This is a genomic window from Cupriavidus sp. 21MJTG02-4, assembly GCF_057798975.1.
Window position 1 is genome coordinate 236,896 of record NZ_JBYOJP010000003.1, and the last position, 20,393, is coordinate 257,288.

The window sequence follows — 20,393 nt, forward strand, 5'->3', positions numbered from 1 at the left end:
CCGGCCGGGGCCTGTCCGGCGAGCACCATCGCCGCGCCGGATGCCCCGCCACCCTCAACGGTCCCCTGCGCTGTTGTATCCTCCCGGCACCGCTTCCGGAAATGGCATGTCCGACCCCAACACCCCCTCTTCGTCCGACCCGGCCGGCAAGCCGCGCCGCCTCACCATCCACGATGTCGCGCGCGCGGCCGGCGTGTCCCTGACCACCGTTTCGCACGCGCTCAATGACCGTGGCGTGGTGGACCCGGAAACGCGCGCACGCGTCAAGCGCATTGCGGCCGAGCTTGGCTACCTGCCCAGCGTGCGCGCGCGGCGCCTGCAGTCGGGCCGCGCGAACTGCATCGCGCTGCTGTCATCGATGCCGTTCGCCGTGGCCGGCGGCACGTCGCGCCTCGGCTTCATGATGGAAGTCGCGGCCATCGCCGCGGAAGCGGCCATGGCACGCGGGCTGGGCGTCGTACTGGTGCCGCCGCTGGAAGGCGCCGGCGGCTTGCTGGAAACGCTCGACATCGACGGCGCGGTGGTGATCGAACCCGTGGCCGGCGACCCGCATATCGCACGCCTGCGCGAACGCGGCGTGAGCATCGTGTCGATCGGCCGCGAACCGCTGACCGATCATCCGGTGCCGTATGTGGACCTGCAATCGGCGCAGACGGCACGCCTGCTGCTGGAGCATCTGCATGCACATGGCCGCAGGCAGATCGGCCTGATGATCGGTGACGGCGCGCGGCAGTCCTACGTGGAAACCGAACGCGTCTACCGCGAATTCACGCGCGACATGAACCTGCCGTGCGAACTGGTCAAAGCGCCCGAGGCGCTCGGCGAGGCCGCCGGCGCCAAGGCATGCGCGCAATTGCTGGCGCGCATGCCAGGCCTGGATGCGCTGTGCGCGCCCGTGGATGCGTTTGCCGTGGGCGCCATGGGCCATCTCCATGCAACAGGCAAGCGCATTCCGGAAGACGTGCAGGTGGTGACGCGCTACGACGGCATCCGCGCGCGCACCGCGCAACCACCGCTCACCGCCGTCGACCTGCACCTTGAACGCGTCGCCGCGCTGGCCGTGGAACTGCTGTTCGCGCACCTGTCGGGCGATCGCAGCCAGCATGCCATTGCCGCGCCGGCACCGGAACTGCTGGTGCGCGCGTCGTCGGCAACGGCCTAGTGTCCTGTTTCAGAAATTCGTTGAATAAGTCAGCCGATAAGTCGCGCGATGCGTCGTCGCCAATGCTCGCAAGGCTTCAGCCTTGCTGCGCTTGGCTCCTAGCCTCGCACGCCTTCTCGGCAGACTTATTTCTTCAACGAATTTCTGACTCAGGACACTAGCCGCGCAGCAGCACGACCGCCCCCGATACCAGCGCAAACACCAGCACGCCCACGCGCAGCATGCGCTGGTTGATGCGCCGGTGGACCAGGTGGCTGGCCACCATGCCCGCCGCCAGCACGGGCAACAGTTCCATCGCATAGACGACTTGCTCCATGCCGAGACGGCCCCCGACGGCCAGCACCACGAGCGAAAGTGTCTCGCCCACCAGGAAGCACAGCGCCACCGTGGCACGCAGCGTCGCCACGGGCGCGTGCTGGTAAGCCAGCGCCAGCGGCGGCCCGCCGACACCGGTGGCGGTTTCGGTCACGCCCGTGATCAGGCCGGTGGAGGCGAAGGTCAGCCGGCCCGGCGTGAACGCCGGCGCCAGCAACGACACGAGCGCCGCGGCAATGGTGCTGCCGCCCACGATCATGTTGAGCCACGCCATCGGCATCGCCACCAGCACCCACAGCCCGCCAAACGTGCCGGCCACGCGCCCCGCACTGATCCACCCCGCGCCGCCGAGGTCGATGGCGTGACGCTCGCGCCAGGCCACGTAGGCATTGAGCGGCAGCATGGCGAGCAGCAGCGCGCCGGGCAGCATGTCCGGCGCCGCCAGCGCCAGCACCGGCACGACGATCAGCGCAAAGCCCATGCCGGTCGCGCCCTGGATCAGCGCGCCGGAGAACACCGCGACGCAGACACTGAACAACGTCATATCCATGGTCATGCTCCCGCCTGGCCAAAACGCGGCGTTTGCGCGTGGCGCGCGCGGTGCGCATCGGCGGGCTCGTGCAGCTTGCGGATCGGCGCGCCGGCAATGGTGTCGCCCGCCATCGCGCGGATATCGCGCATCAGCGCGCGCGCGTCCCAGTCCACCGGCCAGCCGTCCCACAAGCGCAGCCTGCCGTCGACGAACACCGCGCGGATCTGGTCGCGGCTGGCCAGGCGCACCAGTTCCCACGTCAGGTCCCACGAAGGCGCCAGCTCCGGCACGTCGAGATCGACCAGCAGGAAATCCGCGCGCTTGCCCGCGGCAATCTCCCCGGTCACGGTGCCAAGGCCCGCGACGTCGGCGGCATCGTGCGTCGCCATGTCGAGCCAGCGCCAGCCCGCCCCGCAGGAAGAATCGCCCACGCCGATGCCGAAGGCGTAGCGTTGCGCCGCTTCGGCATGGTCGAGCAGCCGGAAGCCGTCGCTGCGCGTGCCATCGGTGCCCAGGCCCAGCCGCACGCCGAACGTCGCCATGGTTTCGGCGGGCGCCACGGCATTGCCCTTCCACGCGCTCGCCACGGGGTTGTAGGCCACGGCGGCACCGCTATCGGCCAGCAGGCGGATTTCATGCGGCGTGACCAGCGTGGCATGAGCCAGCAGCGCGGCCGGCCCCAGCGCGCCGACGGCCGCCAGGTGTTCGATCGGCCGGCGGCCACACGCGTTGAGCGAACGCTCCACTGCCACCAGGTGCTCGTTGGCGTGCGTCTGGAAGACGCGGCCCGCTTCCATGCACAGGTGATGGACGTGGTGCAGCATGGCATCGCTCGCCACTTCGGGGATCGAGATCGCGAGCGACGGCGTCACCAGCGCATGGTGATCGTAGCGGCCAAGGTGATCGACGGCGCGGCGCAGGATGGGACCGGCATCGAGCGTTTCGGCGCCCGGCCTGTCATTGCAGATCAGGCCCAGCACGCAGCGGACCCCTGCATCGGACACTGCCCGCGCGATGGCATCGAGCCCCGCGTCGCTGCGCGTGCCCGCATCGACCACCGTCGTGAAGCCGCCGCGCAGTGCTTCCAGCGCCGCGAGTTTCGACGACAGGTACAGATGCTCGGACTTGAGGCTGCCTTCCAGCGGCACCCAGACGCGCCGGAAGATCTCCGATGGCTCGCCGAAGACAAGCGACTTGCCGAACGATTGCGTCAGGTGGTGATGGGTGTCGATCATGCCCGGCATCAAAAGCATGCGCGGCAACGCCAGCGTCTTCAGCGACGGAAACTGCGCGGCAACGTCCTCGGAACGACCCACTGCCGTGAAGCGCCCACCTTCTACCGCGGCCGCATGGTCGCGCACGGCACCGTGGCGCAACAGCATCCATTCGGGTTGCAGGATATGCGGTTCGGCAAAGCATGCCGGATCCAGGGAAGGCGCCACGGCGCCGGGCCATGCAGGTTGGAATTCAGCTTGATAAGTCATACAGATTGACGGATACGGGTTCAGTGCGTAACGGGTGCGACCTCGGCCACGCGCCGGGCGCCCGTGTGGAAGAACAGGAAATTGAGCAGGGCCGCGGTGAAGGCGCCCATCGCCACGCCATTGCCCAGCAGGATGCGCAGGTTGGCCGGCAATGCGCCGTAGATGCCGGGCACGAGGATCGGCAGCAGGCCCGCCGCCAGCGCCACGGCCACCACGTACATATTGGCGTGGTCGCGCAGGTCGACGCGGCGCAGCACGTCGATGCCCATCGTGCCGACGATGCAGAACACCACCAGGCCCGTGCCACCGACCACCGCCTCGGGGATCGCGCTGATCAGCGCCGACACCGGCACCAGCAGCCCGAACGCCACCAGGATCACGCCGGACATCGCCGTGACATAGCGCGAGCGCACGCCGGTGGCGCGCACGATGCCGATGTTCTCGCCGCTGGTGATGATCAGCGACGTGCCGAACACACCGCCGAGCAGCGACGTCAGCGCATCGCCGCGGATCGTGCGGGGGACGTCGCGCTCGCCGTCGACGGGCCGGCCCACGGCATCGCTGATTGCCAGCGTCTGGCCGGTCGCCTCGACCATCGAGATCACGGCGAACACCATCAACGGGATGGCTGCGATGACATCGAACTGCGGCCAGCCGAACGGGAACGGTGTGGGCAAGGCCAGCAATGGCGACATCGCCACCTGTCCGGTGTGAAACACGCCGAGCGCCATCGCCGACACTGCACCGCCCACGAGCCCAAGCAGGATCGCCAGCCGCGCCAGCGTGCCGCCGAACCAGCGCGACGCGGCAACGGTGCAGGCGATGGTCACGAACGCCAGCAACAGGTTAAGCGGGTCGACCGCCGCGCCCGCCGCCGGGTGCCCGGCGATGAGCCGGCCCGAGACCTGCGCGAGGTTGATCGCCACGAGCAGCAGCATGGTCCCCACCACCACCGGAGGGAAATAACGCAGGCAACGCCGGAACACCGGCAACGCGCAGAAATAGAACACGCCAGTCAGGATCACCGCGCCGGCCGCGGTCTGCACGCTGGTCTGCTGGGCGATCAGGATGAACAGCACGATGGGCGCGCCACCGGGCAGCATCACGAATGGCAGGCGCGCGCCGATGCCGCGCCGCCCCAGCGACTGCAGCAGCGTGCCGAGCCCGCAGACCACGAAGGTCGCGCTCAGCAGCTGCACCGACAGCGCAGGCGCAAGGCCCAATGCCTTGCTCATCAGGAAGACCGCCGCGATCGGCGATGCGGCCATCACCAGCACGTGCTGGAGGCCGAAGACGAACAGCTGCCGCCATGGCAGGCGTTCGTCCACGGGGGCGGGGGCGGTTTGGGACATGTCGTTTTGCTCCTCGATTTGGTGGGTCAGTCGTGCACCGGTGACCGTCTCGGGCGTTGTCTTGCGTCTATGCGCAATTCGCCACTTATTCTGACATTTCTTCTTAACCAAAACGTTTTGGTTAATGTAATCGATGCCGGATGGAAGCGCAAGGAACGAATTCGACCATTACCGGCAGCGGAATTGGCGTTCGTGAATCGGCGCGGATGTGACCAAAAACCCATATCATGAAACTTTGGTTTCACACTTTCTTTTGTTTGACACCAAAGTTTCATTCACCTATATTTCTGAAACCGAAGTTTCATTCGGACCCAATCATGACCTCATCGTTGCAAGACAAGATTCTCGCCCTGAACGACCAGCTCACCGAAAGCGAACGCCGCCTGGCCGCCGTCACCCTGGAGTGCATCGGCAACCTGGCCGCCTATTCGGCGACGGAACTTGCGCAGAAAGCTGGCGTTTCGAAAGCGACGGCCGGGCGCTTCTTCCGCCGGCTCGGCTATGAGAATTTCAACGAGGTCCGCGCGCTGCTGCGCGACGAGGCGGACCGTGGTTCGCCGCTGTATGAACTCGCTGGCGTGCAGGCGCCTTCGGAAGACCAGACGCCGCTGGCGCGCCATCTCTCCAACGACCTGCAGAACCTGGCGCAGACCTTTGACCGGCTGAACGTGGCCGACGTCGAACGCGCCATTGCGCTGTTCGCCGAGTCGAAGCGCGTCTTTATCGCGGGCTTCCGCAACGGCCGCGTGCTGGCGCAATACGCGTGGGCGCTGCTCACGCAGCTGCGCCCCGGCGTGACGCTGGCCCCCGGCGCGGGCCTGAACCTTGCCGAAGACCTGGCCGACCTCGGCGCGGGCGACGTGCTGCTGGTGATGGATTTCCGCCGTCGCGTGACGCTGCTGTGGCCGATGGTCGCGCACGCCAACCGCGTCGGCGCCAAGGTCGTGATCCTGACCGACCCCAGCGCCACGGACCTGCCCGCGCGCTCGGACGTGGTGCTTCGCTGCGTCAACCATGGCGCGGCGGTGTTCGACTCCTACGTCGCCGCCGTCAGCCTGATCAACCACCTTTGCACGAACCTCGCGCTGGTCCTCGGCGACGCGGCGCGCGAGCGGCTTGAGGAAATCGAGTCGCTGCATGACCACTACGGCGATCTGCATCGCTAGCGGATCGCTGCCCCAACCCGAACCAAGGAGACTGTCTTGAACCATCCGCTCCCCAACCTGAAGCTGCAATGCGCGCTGAACCCGGCCGCCCGCCCCGGCACGCCGTACGGCGCGCGCCAGCAGGCCGTGCTCGGCGGCAAGGCCTTTGCCCGCGCCGCCACGCAGATCCGCCGCTGGCCGGGCTACGCGCCGACGCCGCTGGTCGCGCTCGATGGCCTCGCCCGTGCGGCCGGTGTCGCGCAGATCCTCTACAAGGATGAAGGCGGCCGTTTCGGGCTGGGCAGCTTCAAGGCACTCGGCGGCGCCTACGCCGTCAGCCGCCTGCTGGTGCGCGAGATCGGCAGCCGGCTCGGCATCGCCGACGTATCGTTCGACGACCTGCTCGCGGGCCGCTACGCCGACACGGTGCGCAACATTACCGTGACCTGCGCGACCGACGGCAACCACGGCCGTTCGGTGGCCTGGGGCGCGCAGCGCTTCGGCTGCCAGTGCGTGATCTATATCCACGCCACCGTCAGCGCAGGCCGCAAGGAAGCCATCGAGCAATACGGTGCGCAGGTGGTTCGCACTGCGGGCAACTATGACGACTCCGTGCGCCAGGCTGCGGAAGACGCGGCACGGCTGGGCCGCTTCGTGGTGTCCGACACCTCCTACGAAGGCTATATGGAAGTGCCGAAGGACGTGATGCAGGGCTACGCCGTGATGGCCGATGAAGCGCTGCAGCAACTGCCGGCCGGCGAGCTTCCGACCCACGTATTCCTGCAAGGCGGCGTGGGCGGCCTGGCCGCCGCCGTCAGCGCGCATTTCTGGGAAGTGCTGGGCGACGCGCGCCCGCGCTTTATCGTGGTGGAACCGGACAAGGCGGCCTGCCTGTACGAAAGCGCGCGCGCCGGCAAGCCGGTGGCGGTGCATGGCGATCTCGACACGGTGATGGCGGGCCTCGCTTGCGGCGAGGTCTCGCTGCTGGCCTGGGAAATCCTGCATCCGGGCGCGCATGCGTTCCTGACCATCGACGATGAATCGGCACTGGACAGCGTGCGCCTGCTTGCTGACAGCCCTTATGGCGACGCACCTGTGGTGGCCGGCGAATCGGCTGTCGCGGGCCTGGCTGGATGCCTTGGCGCCCTCGCCGATGCCGCCACGCGCGACGCGCTCGGCCTCGATGCCAACAGCCGCGTGCTGGTGTTCGGCAGCGAAGGCGCCACCGATGTCGCACTGTATGCGCGCATCGTCGGCCGCCTGCCCGAAGAGGTGAGGAACGTGAGGAAAGCAGCGTGATCCCGAACCACGACCTCCAGCGGGCAGCGCGGATCGACCTGCCCCGCCTGCTGCGCCGGATCGCCGCGCTCGGCGAAGTCGGCGCGATTGACGGCGGCGGCGTCTGCCGGCTCGCACTGACCGACGAGGATCGCGCCGGGCGCGACCTCGTGGTGTCGTGGATGCGCGAACTGGGCCTGTCGGTCAGCATCGACGGCATCGGCAACGTGGTCGGCGTGCGCGCCGGACAGGAAGACCTGCCTCCGGTCATGACCGGCTCGCATATCGACACCGTGCGCACCGGCGGTCGCTACGACGGCAACCTTGGCGTGCTCGCCGGGCTGGAAGTGATGGCCGCGCTCGACGATGCGGGCATCGTCACGCGCCGGCCGCTCGCGGTCGCCTTCTTCACCAACGAAGAAGGCGCGCGCTTCGCGCCCGACATGATGGGCAGCCTCGTCTACCAGGGCGACCTGCCGCTGCAGCAGGCACTGGAAACGCGCGGCATCGATGGCACCTCGGTCGGCGAGAACCTCGCCCGCATCGGCTATGCCGGCCCAGCGCCGGTTGGTCGCAACCGCGTGCATGCCTTCATCGAACTGCATGTGGAACAGGGCCCGGTGCTGGAGCATGAGGAAGTCACCATTGGCGCCGTTACCGGCGTGCAAGGCATCCACTGGACCGAGTTCACCGTCGAAGGCACATCGAACCATGCCGGCACCACGCCGATGCGGCTGCGCCACGATGCGGGGCTGGTGGCCGCGCGCGTCGCCTGCTTCGTGCGCGACCTGTCGCGCGAACTGGGCGGCGCGCAGCTCGCGACGGTTGGACAGGTGCAAGTTTTCCCGAACCTCGTCAACGTGATTCCCAACCGCGCGGTGTTCACGGTGGACCTGCGCAATACCGACGGCGCGCTGCTTGCCGAAGCGGTGGCCCGCACGCTGGCCTACGCCAGCGACGTGGCGAAGACCGAGGGCGTGCGCCTGTCCCAACGCACGCTGGCCGACTTCGCGCCGGTGGCGTTCGACGATGGCATGGTCGCCCGTGTCGAGGCCATCGCGCGACAGCACGGCCACAGCGTGCGGCGCATGCCCAGCGGCGCCGGGCACGATGCGCAGATCCTGGCCCGCATGTGCCCCGCCGGCATGATTTTCGTGCCAAGCGTAGCCGGCCTGTCGCACAACGTCGCCGAACTGACCCACGACCACGACATCGGTGCCGGCGCCGGCGTGCTGCTCGACCTGATGCTCGAACTCGCCGCCTGACGGCCTGACAGACTGACATTCACCGCATAACAGGAGACTCCCGATCATGTCCCGCCTTGTCCATGTCGCCGCAGCGCAGCTCGGCCCGATCCAGCGCAGCGACTCGCGCCGCGACGTCGTCGCGCGCCTGCTGGCGCACCTGCACCACGCCCATGAAATGGGCTGCCATCTCGTGGTGTTTCCCGAACTCGCGCTCACCACGTTCTTCCCGCGCTGGTTCATGGAAGACCCCGAGGAACTGAACGCCTTCTACGAACGCGAAATGCCCGGGCCCGAGACCCGCATCCTGTTCGACACCGCCGCGCGCCTGGGCATCGGCTTCTATCTCGGCTATGCGGAACTGGCAGTCGAACAGGGCGTCGAGCGCCGCTACAACACCGCGATCCTGGTCAGCCGCGACGGCAAGATCATCGGCAAATACCGCAAGGTCCACCTGCCCGGCCATGACCAGCACGAACCGTGGCGCGCGTTCCAGCACCTGGAAAAGCGCTACTTCGAGCCGGGCGACGACTTCGGCGTCTGGCAAGGCTTTGGCGGCGTCATGGGCATGGCGCTGTGCAACGACCGCCGCTGGTCAGAGACCTACCGCGTGATGGGCCTGCAAGGCGCCGAGATGATCCTGCTCGGCTACAACACGCCCGTGCATAACCCGCCCGCCCCGGAGCACGACGACCTGTCGATGTTCCACAACCATCTTGTCATGCAGGCCGGCGCGTACCAGAACGGTACGTGGGTGGTCGGCGTGGCCAAGGGCGGCAAGGAAGAAGGCTGCGAGATGATCGGCGGCACCTGCATCATCGCGCCGTCCGGCGAGATCGTCGCGGCGTGCTCGACCAAGGGCGACGAGCTGGCCATCGCACGCTGCGACCTGGACCTGTGCCAGTCGTACAAGAGCACCACCTTCAACTTCGACCGGCACCGCCGCCCCGAGGCCTACGGCCGCATCACCAGCCAGCGCGGCGCCACGCCGCCGCAAGCGATGGCCGCATAAAGAAGCGCTAGCCGCCCCCTTCCCCGACCCATAAAAAAACCACGATGCAGGCGCTTCCGGGCGCCCGCAGGGGGGCGTTTTTGTCTCACCAAATCCAAAGGAGGAACATAGTGAGCGATTCCCTGCATTCCGCGCAGACGCTGCGCAACCCGGCCACGGCCACGGCGACGACGGACACGATGGATGCGTACGACAACACGCTCTACCGCAAGGTGGCCTGGCGGCTGCTGCCGTTCCTGATGGCCTGCTATATCGCGGCCTTCCTGGACCGCGTCAATGTCGGCTTTGCCAAGCTCCAGATGCTGGACCAGCTGAACTTCAGCGACACGGTTTATGGCCTTGGCGCGGGCATCTTCTTTATCGGCTACTTCCTGTTCGAAGTGCCGAGCAACGTGCTGATGCACCGCATCGGCGCCAAGAAGACGCTGGCGCGCATCATGATCCTGTGGGCCTGCATCTCGGCCTGCATGGCGCTGACCAAAACGCCTACGCAGTTCTACATCCTGCGTTTCCTGCTCGGGGCCGCCGAGGCCGGCTTCTACCCGGGCATCATCCTGTACCTGACCTACTGGTTCCCGTCGCATCGCCGCGGCCAGGTCATCGCCGTGTTCATGACGGCGGTGCCGTTCGCCGGCATCCTCGGCGGCCCGCTGTCGGGCTGGATCATGGAATCGCTGCACGACCATCACGGCTTCGCCGGCTGGCAGTGGATGTTCCTGATCGAAGCGATTCCGTCGATCGTGCTCGGCCTGGCCGTGCTCTGGTATCTCGACGACCGCATCACCGACGCCGGCTGGCTGAGCACAGCCGAGAAGAACCGGCTTGCGCACAACATTGCAGCGGAGAAGACCACCAAGGTCGAGCACGTGTCGCTGCTGAAGCTGTTCCGCGACCGTCGGGTGATCCATATGGCGCTGATCTGCTATTGCACGGTGTCCAGCCTGTCGGGCCTGGCCTTCTGGATTCCGTCGGTGATCCGCTCCACGGGCGTGGTCTCGCTGCTGGATGTCGGGCTGCTGACCGCGATCCCGAACGCCTGCGCGGTCGTGTCAATGATCCTGGTGTGCCGCCATTCGGACCGTACCCGCGAGCGCCGCTGGCATATGGTCATCCCGTTCCTGGTCGGCGGCGCCGGCCTGGCGCTCAGCACGCTGTTCAGCCACAACCCGATGCTTGCGGTGGCCATGCTGTCCGTCGCCGCCGCAGGCTGCATGGTTTGCTCGCCGCTGTTCTGGAGCCTGCCGACCGCGTTCCTGGAAGGCCGCAGCGCGGCAGCCGGCATTGCCGCCATCAACGCATTCGCCGGACTTGCCGCGTTTGCCAGCCCCTATGCGATCGGCTGGATCAAGGACCTGACCGGTTCGACCGACTGGGGCATGTACTTCCTCGCCTCCTTCACCGTGATCGGCGCGCTGCTGGTGCTGCGCGTGCCGGCCACGCTGGTCAACCGTTGATTGCACAAGACCACAACATGATTGATCAGACTACAAGCAACCCCGGTGAACTCAGCGACGTCACCGCGCTGACGCGCGAGCTGGTGCGCATCCCCAGCCTCTCCGGCCGGGAAGGCGATGTGGCCGCGCTGCTGGCGCGCCGCATGACCGAAGCCGGCTTCACCTCGGTGACCACGGACCGCAATGGCAGCGTGCTCGGCCATATCGGCCCCGAAGACGCCGAGGTCGCCCTGCTCTTCGACGGCCACATGGATGTCGTGCCCGTGACGGGACAGTGGCGCTTCGACCCGTTCGGCGGCACCGTCCATGACGGCCGGCTCTATGGACGCGGCAGCACCGACATGAAGGGCGGCATTGCCGCGGCCATCTGCGGCGTGGCGGCCGCCGCGCGCGAACGTCCGCTGCGCCGGCGCATTGCCGTCTCCGCGAGCGTGCTCGAGGAAGTCATCGAGGGACACGCGCTGTCCACCGTGCTCGATCGCTGCCAGCCCGGGGCGGTCGTGATCTGCGAGCCCTCGAAGCTGCAGGTCAAGCGCGGACAGAAAGGCCGGCTCGAGATCCTGCTGACCTTCCATGGCAAACCCGCGCACGCGGCCACGCCGCATCTCGGCGTGAACCCGCTGCATGCCGCCGCGCGGGCGCTGGGCGCGCTGGAAGGACTGCGCCTGCCGACCGATCCGGTGCTCGGCCCCGCGTTGCTGGTGCCGACGGATATCGTGTCGTCGCCCTACCCGTCGATCTCGATGATCCCGACATCCGCCACGATCCGCTTCGACCGCCGCACGCTCGACGGCGAAACGCGCGAGGACGTGCTGGGCGAGATCGACGCCTGCCTGCGCACCGCTGGCCTGCATGATTTCACGCTGGCCGTGTCGGACGATGAAGTCCGCACCTTCACCGGCGAATCGGCGCGGCCCACGCGCTGGCTGCCGGCGTGGCACCAGCCGGACAACGCGCCGCTGGTGCAGGCCGCCGTGCGGGCCATCGGGCAAGCGGGCCGCACGCCGCAGGTCGGGACCTGGGCCTTCTGCACCAACGGCTCCGAATCCGCGGGACGTCGCCAGATCCCGACCATCGGGCTGGGGCCGGGATGCGAGGAAGATGCGCACACCATCGATGAATCGATCGCGCTGGAGCAACTGGAAGGTGCTCGGGAGATCTATCGCAACCTGGTGCTGGCGATGGCGTGACCGCCCGGTCCCGGTTCTGCGGGCCGTCTCCGGCCGCCGTCATGAGGCCGCCCTGAACATGGACTTCCGGATGATGGCATGCACCCCCCAGTTGCCGTTGACGACTTGCGTGACGCCGAAGTCGACGGCGACTGAAATCAGCGTGACCGCCTCGTCTTCGCTGAGCCCCTTGACCGTCATGAGGAAGCGGCGCGCCTTGCGGAACGCGTCGCGCATGGCGTCGTCAAGCGTCGATTTCTGGTAGATGTGGCTCTGCGCCATCTGGCCGAGTTCGGCCAGATGGTTCGGCGAGCTGAAGCCGTGCAGGATCCACTCGTCGGCCGTTTCCACCAGCGGATAGCTCAGGTCGGCAAACGGGGCGCCCGGCTCGATCATCGTGCTCTTGTGGAGCACGAGCTGGAAGTCGCCCGTCAGCGAGCATTCGATGGCGGTTCCGCAAAGTTCCGAGTCGCCCTGCGAAGCATGCGGATCGCCGATCGACAGCAGCGCGCCCGGCACCGCCACCCGCAGGTAGACACTGGCGCCGCGCGTGACGCGCCAGTTGTCGAGATTCCCGGCAAAGCTCGATGGCGGGATGGAATCGATCAGCCCGTCCTGCGCAGGCGCCACCGCAATCACGCCGAAATGCGGGCGCACCGGGATCTCGACATCGCGCAGCACGTCGTAGTCCTTGACGATGGTGGCATGGTCGACCGGCACGCCGGGGTAGTCGATGGTGCGATGCAGTACGCCGAAAGGATCGCGCTGGGGCGTCCAGCGGAAGCTGTAGACCGCACGCGCGCGGCCATCGGCACGCTCGCAGTCGATTTCAAAGACCGTCACCACCTCGCGTTCGCGCGGCTCGGTCAGCATGTCGCGGTAGTGAAAGCCCCACCAGGTCGCGGCGTTGCTGCCGAACGCCCGCCCCGCGAAATGCGGATTGGCGCAGGGGCGCGGCCGGATGTCGAGGATGCGCACCTCCAGCACATCGCCGGGCATGGCGCCGCGCACCGCGACCGGCCCCGTGCAGATATGGACGCCGAAGCCTTCGCCGGCACCGCGGCCATAGACCGAAGCGTCGATGGGCCCGGCGCCGCGCCGATCGACGTTCTTGTGCTCCGCGGTCCAGTGGAACACGCTTTCGGCGCCAGGGTCCCCGTCGATCATGCGCTCGCGATCGTCTGACGCATGCTGGGTCAGCGTTTCGATGGTGACGGTGTCGCCCGACGCCACCTCCAGCACCGGTGGCAGTTCATGGCTCAGGTAGCCCCAGTGCACGGTCTTGTCCGTGGCCTGCAGCCAATGGTGCCTGCGCTCGGTCCGTGCGGCGTGCGCGCGTCCCTGCGCAATGGGCACCACGGTGGCAGGACGCTGCGCCCGCGCACGCGGGCCGTCGTTGGCCGGCGCCGCTTTCGCGCTGGGCGGCAGGCCGCGCGATATGTTCTGCGGTGGAGGCGGTGCCGGCGCGATGGTCATCTGGTCGCGGTAGCCGCGCGGCGAGATCCCGAACTGCTCGCGGAACGCGTGGCTGAAGTAGGACGGGTCATTGAAGCCCCATCGATAGCAAATGTCGGAGACCGAGAGCTTGTCGTACTGCGGGTTCGCCAGGTCGGCCCGGCATCGCTCCAGCCGGCTGGTGCGCAGGTGGGAAGAGAAGCTGCTGCCCGACTTCTCGAACAGCTTCTGCAGGTAGCGGGCCGACATGTGCTCGTCCGCCGCAATGGCCGCCAGGCTCAGCTCCGGCTCGGAAAGCCGCGCGTCGATGCGGCTGCAGACGCGCGCGAACACGGTCGCGCGCGACGGCGTCATGCCGGCGGACGGCGCTGACTGGTTGTCCGCGAGCGCCGCGGCGAGATACGCGGTGATCATGCTCTCGAACGGCTGGATCGCCCGGGCATCCGCCGACACGACCGTATCGAAGCTCGCCGCCAGCGACTGGAGCAGCCGGCCGAAGAGTTCCGCCGTATCGCCGGCCAGCCTCAGCACGCCCGCCGGCAAGGGCGCGGTCATGCGCGCTCCCGGCAACGCCTCGGCAATATGCACGAGCAGCAGCCGGAAGCTTGTGGCAAACATGAGCTTGCGCATGGCGTGTGCGGGGATGCATAGGATGTGGCCAGGCCGCAGGGCGTCCCGCTGGTCCGGCGTGGCCAGCGTCGCCTCGCCTTCGACCAGCATCAGCAGCATCAGCCCGCGGCCGCCGCCAGCAGCGAGGGCCAGCGTCTGGGGCACCGATGCGATGCAGGTCAGTTCGATGCCGCCGGGTGTGGTCCTGGACTGGATCGTGCCGTGCAGCGTGTGGTCGGCGCACAGGCTCTCGCAATGCAGGCGAGCCGCCTTGAGTTCGTCGCGCCAGGCAGCGCCGCGCCGGTTGTGCGGATAGGCTTCGGTCGAAAAGCGCAACAGTTGCAATTCAGCCTCCCAGGCATTGTCCCGCGACTGCGGAAGCGGACGAAGAGCCGGGACGGACACGTTGCCCGTCCCCGATACGTCCGACGTGAAGCCCCTTGCGCGCCGCTAACCGAACATCAGTTGCCCGCGCATGGCTGCCACCAGCACGAATCCCGCGAAGGTGCCGAAGATGGCGAAGATTCCGCCCAGTACATTCGGCGCGGGAATCGGCGCACGCACAGCAGTGTAGACAACACCGGTGACCAGGCCAACGGCAGCAGCCTGCAATTCAGTCGTACCTAAAGTGAGCTCAATCATGGCCTTCCCCGCTTCATGAGTTGCCGGCGATGCGTGACGGCGGCCGCCCGAACGCGATGGTCTTGCGCCACGCGTGCACCAGCAGGTAGCCGATATAGGTGAAGAGGATGGCGCAGATGCCGCCAGCCACGTTCGGCGCGGGGATCGGCAGGTTCAGCCAGGAATACAGCGTACCGGTGACCAGGCCGACAAACAACGCAACGATCTCGTTGCGCCCGATGTAGACGTATTGCATGGTTTTCTCTCCTGTCGTATTGCCGCACGGACGCCGCACAGGCAGCGCGGCGTCCGCGGGCGCATGGATGCGGTGCCGCTGCCGTTCAGGCCTTGCCCTTCGGCGGGAACATCGCGCGCGGCATGGTGCAGTGGATGCCTTGCGTGCCGTCGACCACCTGCGTCACGCCGAAGTCGCCCGACACGCTCAGCAGCGAGTAGGCATCGTCGCGCGACAGGCCCTGCTGCTCGGTCAGCAGCCGGATCATGTCGCGGGCCGCATTCTTGCCGGCTTCGTCGAGGTCTTCGTGGAAGCCATGGACCACCCAGCAGTCCGGCGTCTCCAGCAGCGGCGACGGGAAGTGGAAGTCCTTGCGCACGACCACCTGGAACAGCACGTTCAGTGACGCTTCGATGGCCGTGCCGCTGACCTCGCCGTCGCCCTGCGAAATATGCGGATCGCCGATCGAGAACAGTGCGCCGTCGACCTGCACCGGGTAGTACATGGTCGCGCCGGCGCCGATGCGCCAGTTGTCGATATTGCCGCCATGCAGGCCCGGCTCCACCGTCGTGACGCGGCCGGGCTTGTCGGGCGCAACACCGGCCGTGCCAAGGTGCGGCCGCACGGGCACGCGCACGCCAGCCAGGGCTGGCTGCCGGCAGCATTCGCGGTCATCGACGACCTTGCCGGGAATGGTCAGCTTGCCCGGATAGTCGTAGGCGTACAGCGCGTGCGCCGTGTTCGAGGCCTGATCGAGTTCATAGATGGTGACCCGCTCCTTCTCGAATTCCCGGTAGAGCTGGCCCCAGCTCGCCGCCACGTTGGCGCCGAAGCGGAAGCGCGGAATCATCTGCAGGTAGCGGACTTCCAGCACATCGCCGGGCTTCGCGTCCTCGATGTAGATCGGCCCGGTCATGATGTGGACGCCAGGATTGCGGTCGTCATGCGGGACCTTGTTGTAGATCTCGCGGATGGCGGCATCCATCATCAGGTCGGGTGCGTCGCCGGCGTGATGGGTCACGGCCTCGGCGCGGATGAAATCGCCGCTTTTCACGGTCAGGGCGGGCGCCTTGGTGGCATCGAAGTAGCCCCAATGGATCGTTTCGAGGCGGGCGGGAAGGTCATGCAGCATGCTGTCTCCTGGAATTTTTATGCGACCGCACCCGCAGCCATTCACGCGGTGAACGGCTGTCCTCGGTATTGGGTAGAGGGAGTGCGGTGATGCGTGGTACCGATGAATCGCCGGATTCAGTCCGGCGGCTCATGTCCGGGCAAGAAGCCCCGGGTACCGTGCTGCATGTTTCCTGGCGCCGCACGGTGGTTCCATACTAGGAACACCGCCCGCCGCACCGGTAGGCCGATACGCCCCAAACTCTTGTGCTGGCGCGTACTAGGGTAAACCTGCGCGCATTCAACGCGTCCCGGCAGCCTTTGCCGGTGCGCAGCAACGCTGGATATCGATGGCTCGGCCGCGGCATGCAGGCAGCCCCGGCTGGCTCTTGCACAAGAGCCGGGCGGCCGGGCCCGCATACGTGAACCGCTGTTCGACCATGCACAGTTCGGCCGCGGCGATGTCATTCAGCAGCATGTTGTCGAACGGCCTGCCGACCTCGGTATAGCCGCACGCAAGCATGGCGCGCTTGACACCTTCGGTGTCGGTATCGGCGCGGCTCTAGTAGGAATAAGCGGGAGGCGTCGACGCGTGCCGCCTGACCTTGGCCGGATCGAAATCCGGGTCCGAGCCGAAGGTCTTGCCGCGCGGCACGCTGGCGCACGCGGGCAACTCCGGGTTATCGGCACACAGGATGCGCCGGTCCTGGTAAAGGAACCCTTTGTCCAGCATGCAAAGCTCCGCGCGGGCCTGGGCGTTGGTCGTCATTATGGTCTTGTCGACATACGCCGGATCCGCATAGCCGCAGCCAAGCATGGCGCTGCGCACGCCCTGTTCGCTCACGCCCGGTCGGGCCCACAGCTTGTACAGCGGCGGGGGCGGCTGGAACGGCCGCGAGGTGCAGGCCGTCAGGGCAAGAACGATGGCGGCGAACCCCGCAAGACGGAGGGCGTTCGCATGGCGATGCAATGAGGGTTTCGACATATTGTTGGCAGTCGGAGTCCCGGCGGTCCGGTCACTCCAGGTTTGACCGGATGGCGCGACATACTTCGTCCTTCAGGGAGGGGGAAGGATAGCGCGCACGCCTCCGGCGTCCTTTGTGCCCCCCTCCCCGGGCCTGCAGCCGCCCGAACGTTAGCGCCCGAGATTGTTGGCAAAATAATACAAAGCCTCCGTAACATTTGACGTAAGACCCGGTTGACAAGACAATCGCGGCCGGGCTGTTGCTTCACCGCCGGTGCAACCCTGTTGATGCCGGGTTGCCCGTCGCACAGTCGCTTTGTGCCCTTACCGCACCGGTGTCAATCCTCCCCTCCGGCTGACAGACACCCTTCGCTGCAATCGCTGAGACATGGTTTCGGGGGAAACCGGATCACCGCGGCGGGGCGACGGGCTCTACCTCCTGTCATGACCTGCTTCGCCTGAAGATGTTGTGACCTGCAACACGTAAAAAAATACAAAATGGCGGAAGTCGAGTCCGGCAAATCATCGCGCATCTATCTTTCGGTGCGAGTCAAGTTTGCGATTGCCTTTGGCGCGGCGGTCGGCTGGACCGCCTTCTCCGTGTGGGCGGCGCAAGACTGGCTGACATCGCTTGGGTCCCACATCGGCATGGCGGGCGCCTGGGTGATCATCGGCGGTATCGCCATTGTCCCGGGCTTCATGAATGCCTTCCTGATCGGCAGCCTGGCCATGGACCGGCGCCCGATGCGCCGCCACCTGGACACCTACCCGCCGCTGACGATCCTGATCGCGGCCTATAACGAGGAAGCCTCGATCCTGGACACGATTGCCAGCATCGATCGCCAGAAGTATCCGGCACCGCTGCAGGTCATCGTCATCAACGACGGCTCCCGCGACCAGACCGCTACGCTGGTGCGCGAAGCCGAAGCCACGTATCCGTGGCTGCGCCTGCTCGACATGCCGAAGAATGGCGGCAAGGCCAAGGCGTTGAACGAAGGGCTGAAGCTGGCCACGAACCAGCTGGTCGTGACCATCGACGCGGACTCCTACCTGCATCGCCAGGCGCTGACCAGTATTGTCGAGCGCTACCACCTGGACCCGCCCAACACCCGCGCCGTAGCCGGCAAGATCCTGGTGCGCAATTCGCGCAGGAACTGGCTGACGCGCTGCCAGGAATGGGACTACTTCCAGGGTATCGCGGCCATCAAGCGCATGCAGTCGCTGTACCACGGCACGCTGGTCGCGCAGGGCGCCTTCTCGATCTACGACCGCGACGCCCTCAATGAAGTCGGTGGCTGGGAGGACTGCGTGGGCGAGGATATCGTGCTGACGTGGGCCCTGCTCAAGGCCGGCTACCGCGTAGGCCACTGCGAGGACGCCTGTATTTTTACGAACGTCCCCGAGAACGTCGGCCAGTTCGTGCGCCAGCGCCAGCGCTGGGCGCGCGGCATGATGGAAGCGTTCCGCCAGCATCCCGACATCCTGCTGGTGCCGCGCCTGTCGACGTTCTTCGTCTACTGGAACCTTTTCTATCCCTGGCTGGACCTGGCGTTCACGCTGTGCTTCGTCCCCGGAATCGTGCTGGCCCTGTTCGGTTACCACTGGATCGCCGGACCCATGACGCTCGCGCTGCTGCCGCTTGCGGTGCTGATGAGCTACCTGATGTTCTCGATCGAGAAAGAAATGTTCGATCGCCTGGGCCTGAAGGTTAGGCGCAACCGCCTTGGCCTGTGCATGTACATGCTCTTCTACAGCCTGCTGCTGCAACCCGCCAGCGTGCTGGGCTATATCGACGAGATTTTCAAGACCAGAAAGACCTGGGGTACCAAGTGAAACGCAGCGCATTCGCGATTCTGAACACGGTGCTGGCGTTGCTGTTCACCAAGGCGGCGCTGGCTGAGGAAGAAAAAGTCCTCGATCAGGGCATCGGCCCCGAATTCCTCGCCAGCTACGATAGCGAGAAGTTCTCGATCCACAAGGTGTCGCTCGAATACCTGCCGAGCATGTCGCACGCCGACAGCCTGTTCGGCGTACGCGCGAGCGACTATCGCTACCAGCAGGACGACTGGACCCGCCACGGCCAGAAGATCAGCGTGCTGGGGCGCCAACTGGATCCCGCCACGCTGAACGGCTGGAACCTGGAGGGCGGTGTCTTCACGCAGGGCGGCCACACGCTGGCGACCGTCGACGGCAACTACCGGCTGTCGCTGGCCAAGCGCACCTCGCTCGAGGTCTTCGTCAACCGGGACTGGGTAGAAACGCAGACCGCACTGGATCGCGGCGTCAGCTACACGTTTGCCGGCCTGGCGCTGGACCAGGGCATCGGGCCGCATGTCACGCTGGTGGGCGTGGCGGGCCAGCAGTATTTCTCCGATGGCAACCGCCGCGACCATGGCCGCGTGCGCATCATCTACCAGCCGCTGCTGGACCTGGGCCTGACCCTGCAGGCGCGTTACCGCGCCTATCACAGCTCGCAGGAAGATGTCGGGCGCGCCTACTTCAACCCGGATCACTACGCCGAAGGCATGCTGGCGATCGGCTGGCGCCAGCGCTACAAGGGCTGGACCGGACTGCTGGTCGCTGGCCTGGGCCGGGAAAAAGTCGCCGATGCCACGCAGCAGCCGACACGGCTGTTTGAAGTCGGGCTGCAGAGCCCGGTGCGCGGCGCGCAGTCGCTGCGCCTGCGTGCGGGCTACAACCGCAGCGCCTCGTTCAACGGGCCAAACTACCACTACCGCTACGCCCTGGGCGAGTGGATCATTCGCTTCTGAGCGGGCTGCCCTGGCGCTCGTGCCAGGCCTCATAGAGATCCGGGCCCTGGTCGCGCGCGGGCACATAGGCCAGCTTCATCTCGCGCAATTCAGGCGGCCGCGCCAGTTCGACATAGCCGCGTTCCGCGGACAGGTCATAAGGCGCGCCGTCTTCGTTGGAATAGGCGTAGTAGACCGCCCCGACGCCGGCCAGGTACATCGCCGTCAGGCACATCGGGCACGGATAGCCGCTGGCGTACACCGTGCAACCGGTCAGGTCCGGCTTGCCGAGGGCCCGGCTGGCGGCGCGCACGGCCTGCATCTCCGCATGCGCGCTCGGGTCGCAGGTGGCTTCCACCTCGTTCACCGCTCGCGCCACCACCTGTCCATCCTTGACCACCACGGCGCCGAAGGGCCAGGTATTGCGCTCGCGCACGTTCTCCATGGCAAGGCGGATGGAGTCGATCAGATAGGTTTCCTTGTCAGACACGCGTTGTCTCCC

At 66.9% G+C, this 20,393-nt stretch carries 18 protein-coding genes; 9 read left to right on the plus strand and 9 right to left on the minus strand.

Annotated features, from left to right (window positions below):
- The first annotated feature begins 106 nt into the window (after positions 1-106).
- Positions 107-1,162, plus strand: coding sequence for a LacI family DNA-binding transcriptional regulator (locus AC3FKH_RS07440; RefSeq protein WP_488674253.1), 1,056 nt, complete (start codon positions 107-109; stop codon positions 1,160-1,162).
- 157 nt (positions 1,163-1,319) lie between these two features.
- Here the strand turns inward: AC3FKH_RS07440 and AC3FKH_RS07445 are convergent, their stop codons facing one another.
- Genes AC3FKH_RS07445 through AC3FKH_RS07455 form a run of 3 tightly spaced genes read right to left on the minus strand, consistent with a single transcriptional unit; the run spans position 1,320 to position 4,845 of the window.
- On the minus strand, positions 1,320-2,027 hold the full coding sequence (locus tag AC3FKH_RS07445; protein ID WP_483713949.1) for a sulfite exporter TauE/SafE family protein: 708 nt from the start codon (positions 2,025-2,027) through the stop codon (positions 1,320-1,322).
- 2 nt (positions 2,028-2,029) lie between these two features.
- On the minus strand, positions 2,030-3,493 hold the full coding sequence (locus AC3FKH_RS07450; RefSeq protein WP_488674255.1) for an amidohydrolase family protein: 1,464 nt from the start codon (positions 3,491-3,493) through the stop codon (positions 2,030-2,032).
- A gap of 20 nt (positions 3,494-3,513) precedes the next feature.
- Complete coding sequence (locus AC3FKH_RS07455) at positions 3,514-4,845, minus strand: uracil-xanthine permease family protein (protein WP_488674257.1); 1,332 nt, start codon at positions 4,843-4,845, stop codon at positions 3,514-3,516.
- A gap of 317 nt (positions 4,846-5,162) precedes the next feature.
- Here AC3FKH_RS07455 and AC3FKH_RS07460 point away from each other — a divergent pair, with 317 nt between their 5' ends.
- From AC3FKH_RS07460 to AC3FKH_RS07485, 6 genes are all read left to right on the plus strand, one after another.
- Positions 5,163-6,011 carry a MurR/RpiR family transcriptional regulator gene (locus AC3FKH_RS07460; RefSeq protein ID WP_488674258.1) on the plus strand — a complete coding sequence of 283 codons (849 nt, stop codon included), beginning with the start codon at positions 5,163-5,165 and terminating at the stop codon, positions 6,009-6,011.
- Positions 6,012-6,047: 36 nt separating this feature from the next.
- The gene (locus AC3FKH_RS07465; protein ID WP_488674260.1) at positions 6,048-7,289 is read left to right on the plus strand and encodes a diaminopropionate ammonia-lyase; all 1,242 of its coding nucleotides are present in this window, start codon (positions 6,048-6,050) and stop codon (positions 7,287-7,289) included.
- Entirely contained in the window at positions 7,286-8,533 is a 1,248-nt protein-coding gene (locus AC3FKH_RS07470) for a M20 family metallo-hydrolase (RefSeq protein WP_488674262.1), read from the plus strand. Before AC3FKH_RS07465 ends, AC3FKH_RS07470 begins: the two co-directional genes overlap by 4 nt.
- Positions 8,534-8,579: 46 nt before the next feature.
- Positions 8,580-9,524, plus strand: a complete 945-nt coding sequence (locus AC3FKH_RS07475) for an N-carbamoyl-D-amino-acid hydrolase (protein ID WP_488674264.1) — start codon at positions 8,580-8,582, stop codon at positions 9,522-9,524.
- A gap of 122 nt (positions 9,525-9,646) precedes the next feature.
- Positions 9,647-10,978 carry an MFS transporter gene (locus AC3FKH_RS07480; protein WP_488674863.1) on the plus strand — a complete coding sequence of 444 codons (1,332 nt, stop codon included), beginning with the start codon at positions 9,647-9,649 and terminating at the stop codon, positions 10,976-10,978.
- A gap of 17 nt (positions 10,979-10,995) precedes the next feature.
- The gene (locus AC3FKH_RS07485; protein WP_488674266.1) at positions 10,996-12,168 is read left to right on the plus strand and encodes a YgeY family selenium metabolism-linked hydrolase; all 1,173 of its coding nucleotides are present in this window, start codon (positions 10,996-10,998) and stop codon (positions 12,166-12,168) included.
- Positions 12,169-12,207: 39 nt separating this feature from the next.
- On the opposite strand, the gene AC3FKH_RS07490 is transcribed toward AC3FKH_RS07485, so the two are convergent.
- From AC3FKH_RS07490 to AC3FKH_RS07510, 5 genes are all read right to left on the minus strand, one after another.
- Positions 12,208-14,556, minus strand: a complete 2,349-nt coding sequence (locus tag AC3FKH_RS07490) for an acetamidase/formamidase family protein (protein ID WP_488674267.1) — start codon at positions 14,554-14,556, stop codon at positions 12,208-12,210.
- Positions 14,557-14,661: 105 nt separating this feature from the next.
- Positions 14,662-14,853 carry a DUF1427 family protein gene (locus AC3FKH_RS07495; RefSeq protein WP_483734003.1) on the minus strand — a complete coding sequence of 64 codons (192 nt, stop codon included), beginning with the start codon at positions 14,851-14,853 and terminating at the stop codon, positions 14,662-14,664.
- 13 nt (positions 14,854-14,866) lie between these two features.
- Complete coding sequence (locus AC3FKH_RS07500; RefSeq protein WP_483734002.1) at positions 14,867-15,088, minus strand: XapX domain-containing protein; 222 nt, start codon at positions 15,086-15,088, stop codon at positions 14,867-14,869.
- An 85-nt stretch (positions 15,089-15,173) separates the two neighbouring features.
- Positions 15,174-16,199: an acetamidase/formamidase family protein gene (locus AC3FKH_RS07505; protein WP_488674270.1), complete on the minus strand. Its 1,026-nt coding sequence runs from the start codon at positions 16,197-16,199 to the stop codon at positions 15,174-15,176.
- Positions 16,200-16,739: 540 nt separating this feature from the next.
- A complete protein-coding gene (locus AC3FKH_RS07510) occupies positions 16,740-17,162 on the minus strand; it encodes a hypothetical protein (RefSeq protein WP_488674272.1) in 423 nt (140 codons plus the stop codon).
- 477 nt (positions 17,163-17,639) lie between these two features.
- Between AC3FKH_RS07510 and AC3FKH_RS07515 the strand changes: the two genes are divergently transcribed.
- Both AC3FKH_RS07515 and AC3FKH_RS07520 read left to right on the plus strand, forming a co-directional pair.
- The gene (locus AC3FKH_RS07515; RefSeq protein ID WP_488674274.1) at positions 17,640-18,974 is read left to right on the plus strand and encodes a glycosyltransferase family 2 protein; all 1,335 of its coding nucleotides are present in this window, start codon (positions 17,640-17,642) and stop codon (positions 18,972-18,974) included.
- A complete protein-coding gene (locus AC3FKH_RS07520) occupies positions 18,971-19,912 on the plus strand; it encodes a hypothetical protein (protein WP_488674276.1) in 942 nt (313 codons plus the stop codon). Before AC3FKH_RS07515 ends, AC3FKH_RS07520 begins: the two co-directional genes overlap by 4 nt.
- Here the strand turns inward: AC3FKH_RS07520 and AC3FKH_RS07525 are convergent.
- The gene (locus AC3FKH_RS07525; RefSeq protein ID WP_488674278.1) at positions 19,899-20,381 is read right to left on the minus strand and encodes a nucleoside deaminase; all 483 of its coding nucleotides are present in this window, start codon (positions 20,379-20,381) and stop codon (positions 19,899-19,901) included. The genes AC3FKH_RS07520 and AC3FKH_RS07525 overlap by 14 nt on opposite strands.
- Positions 20,382-20,393 lie beyond the last annotated feature (12 nt).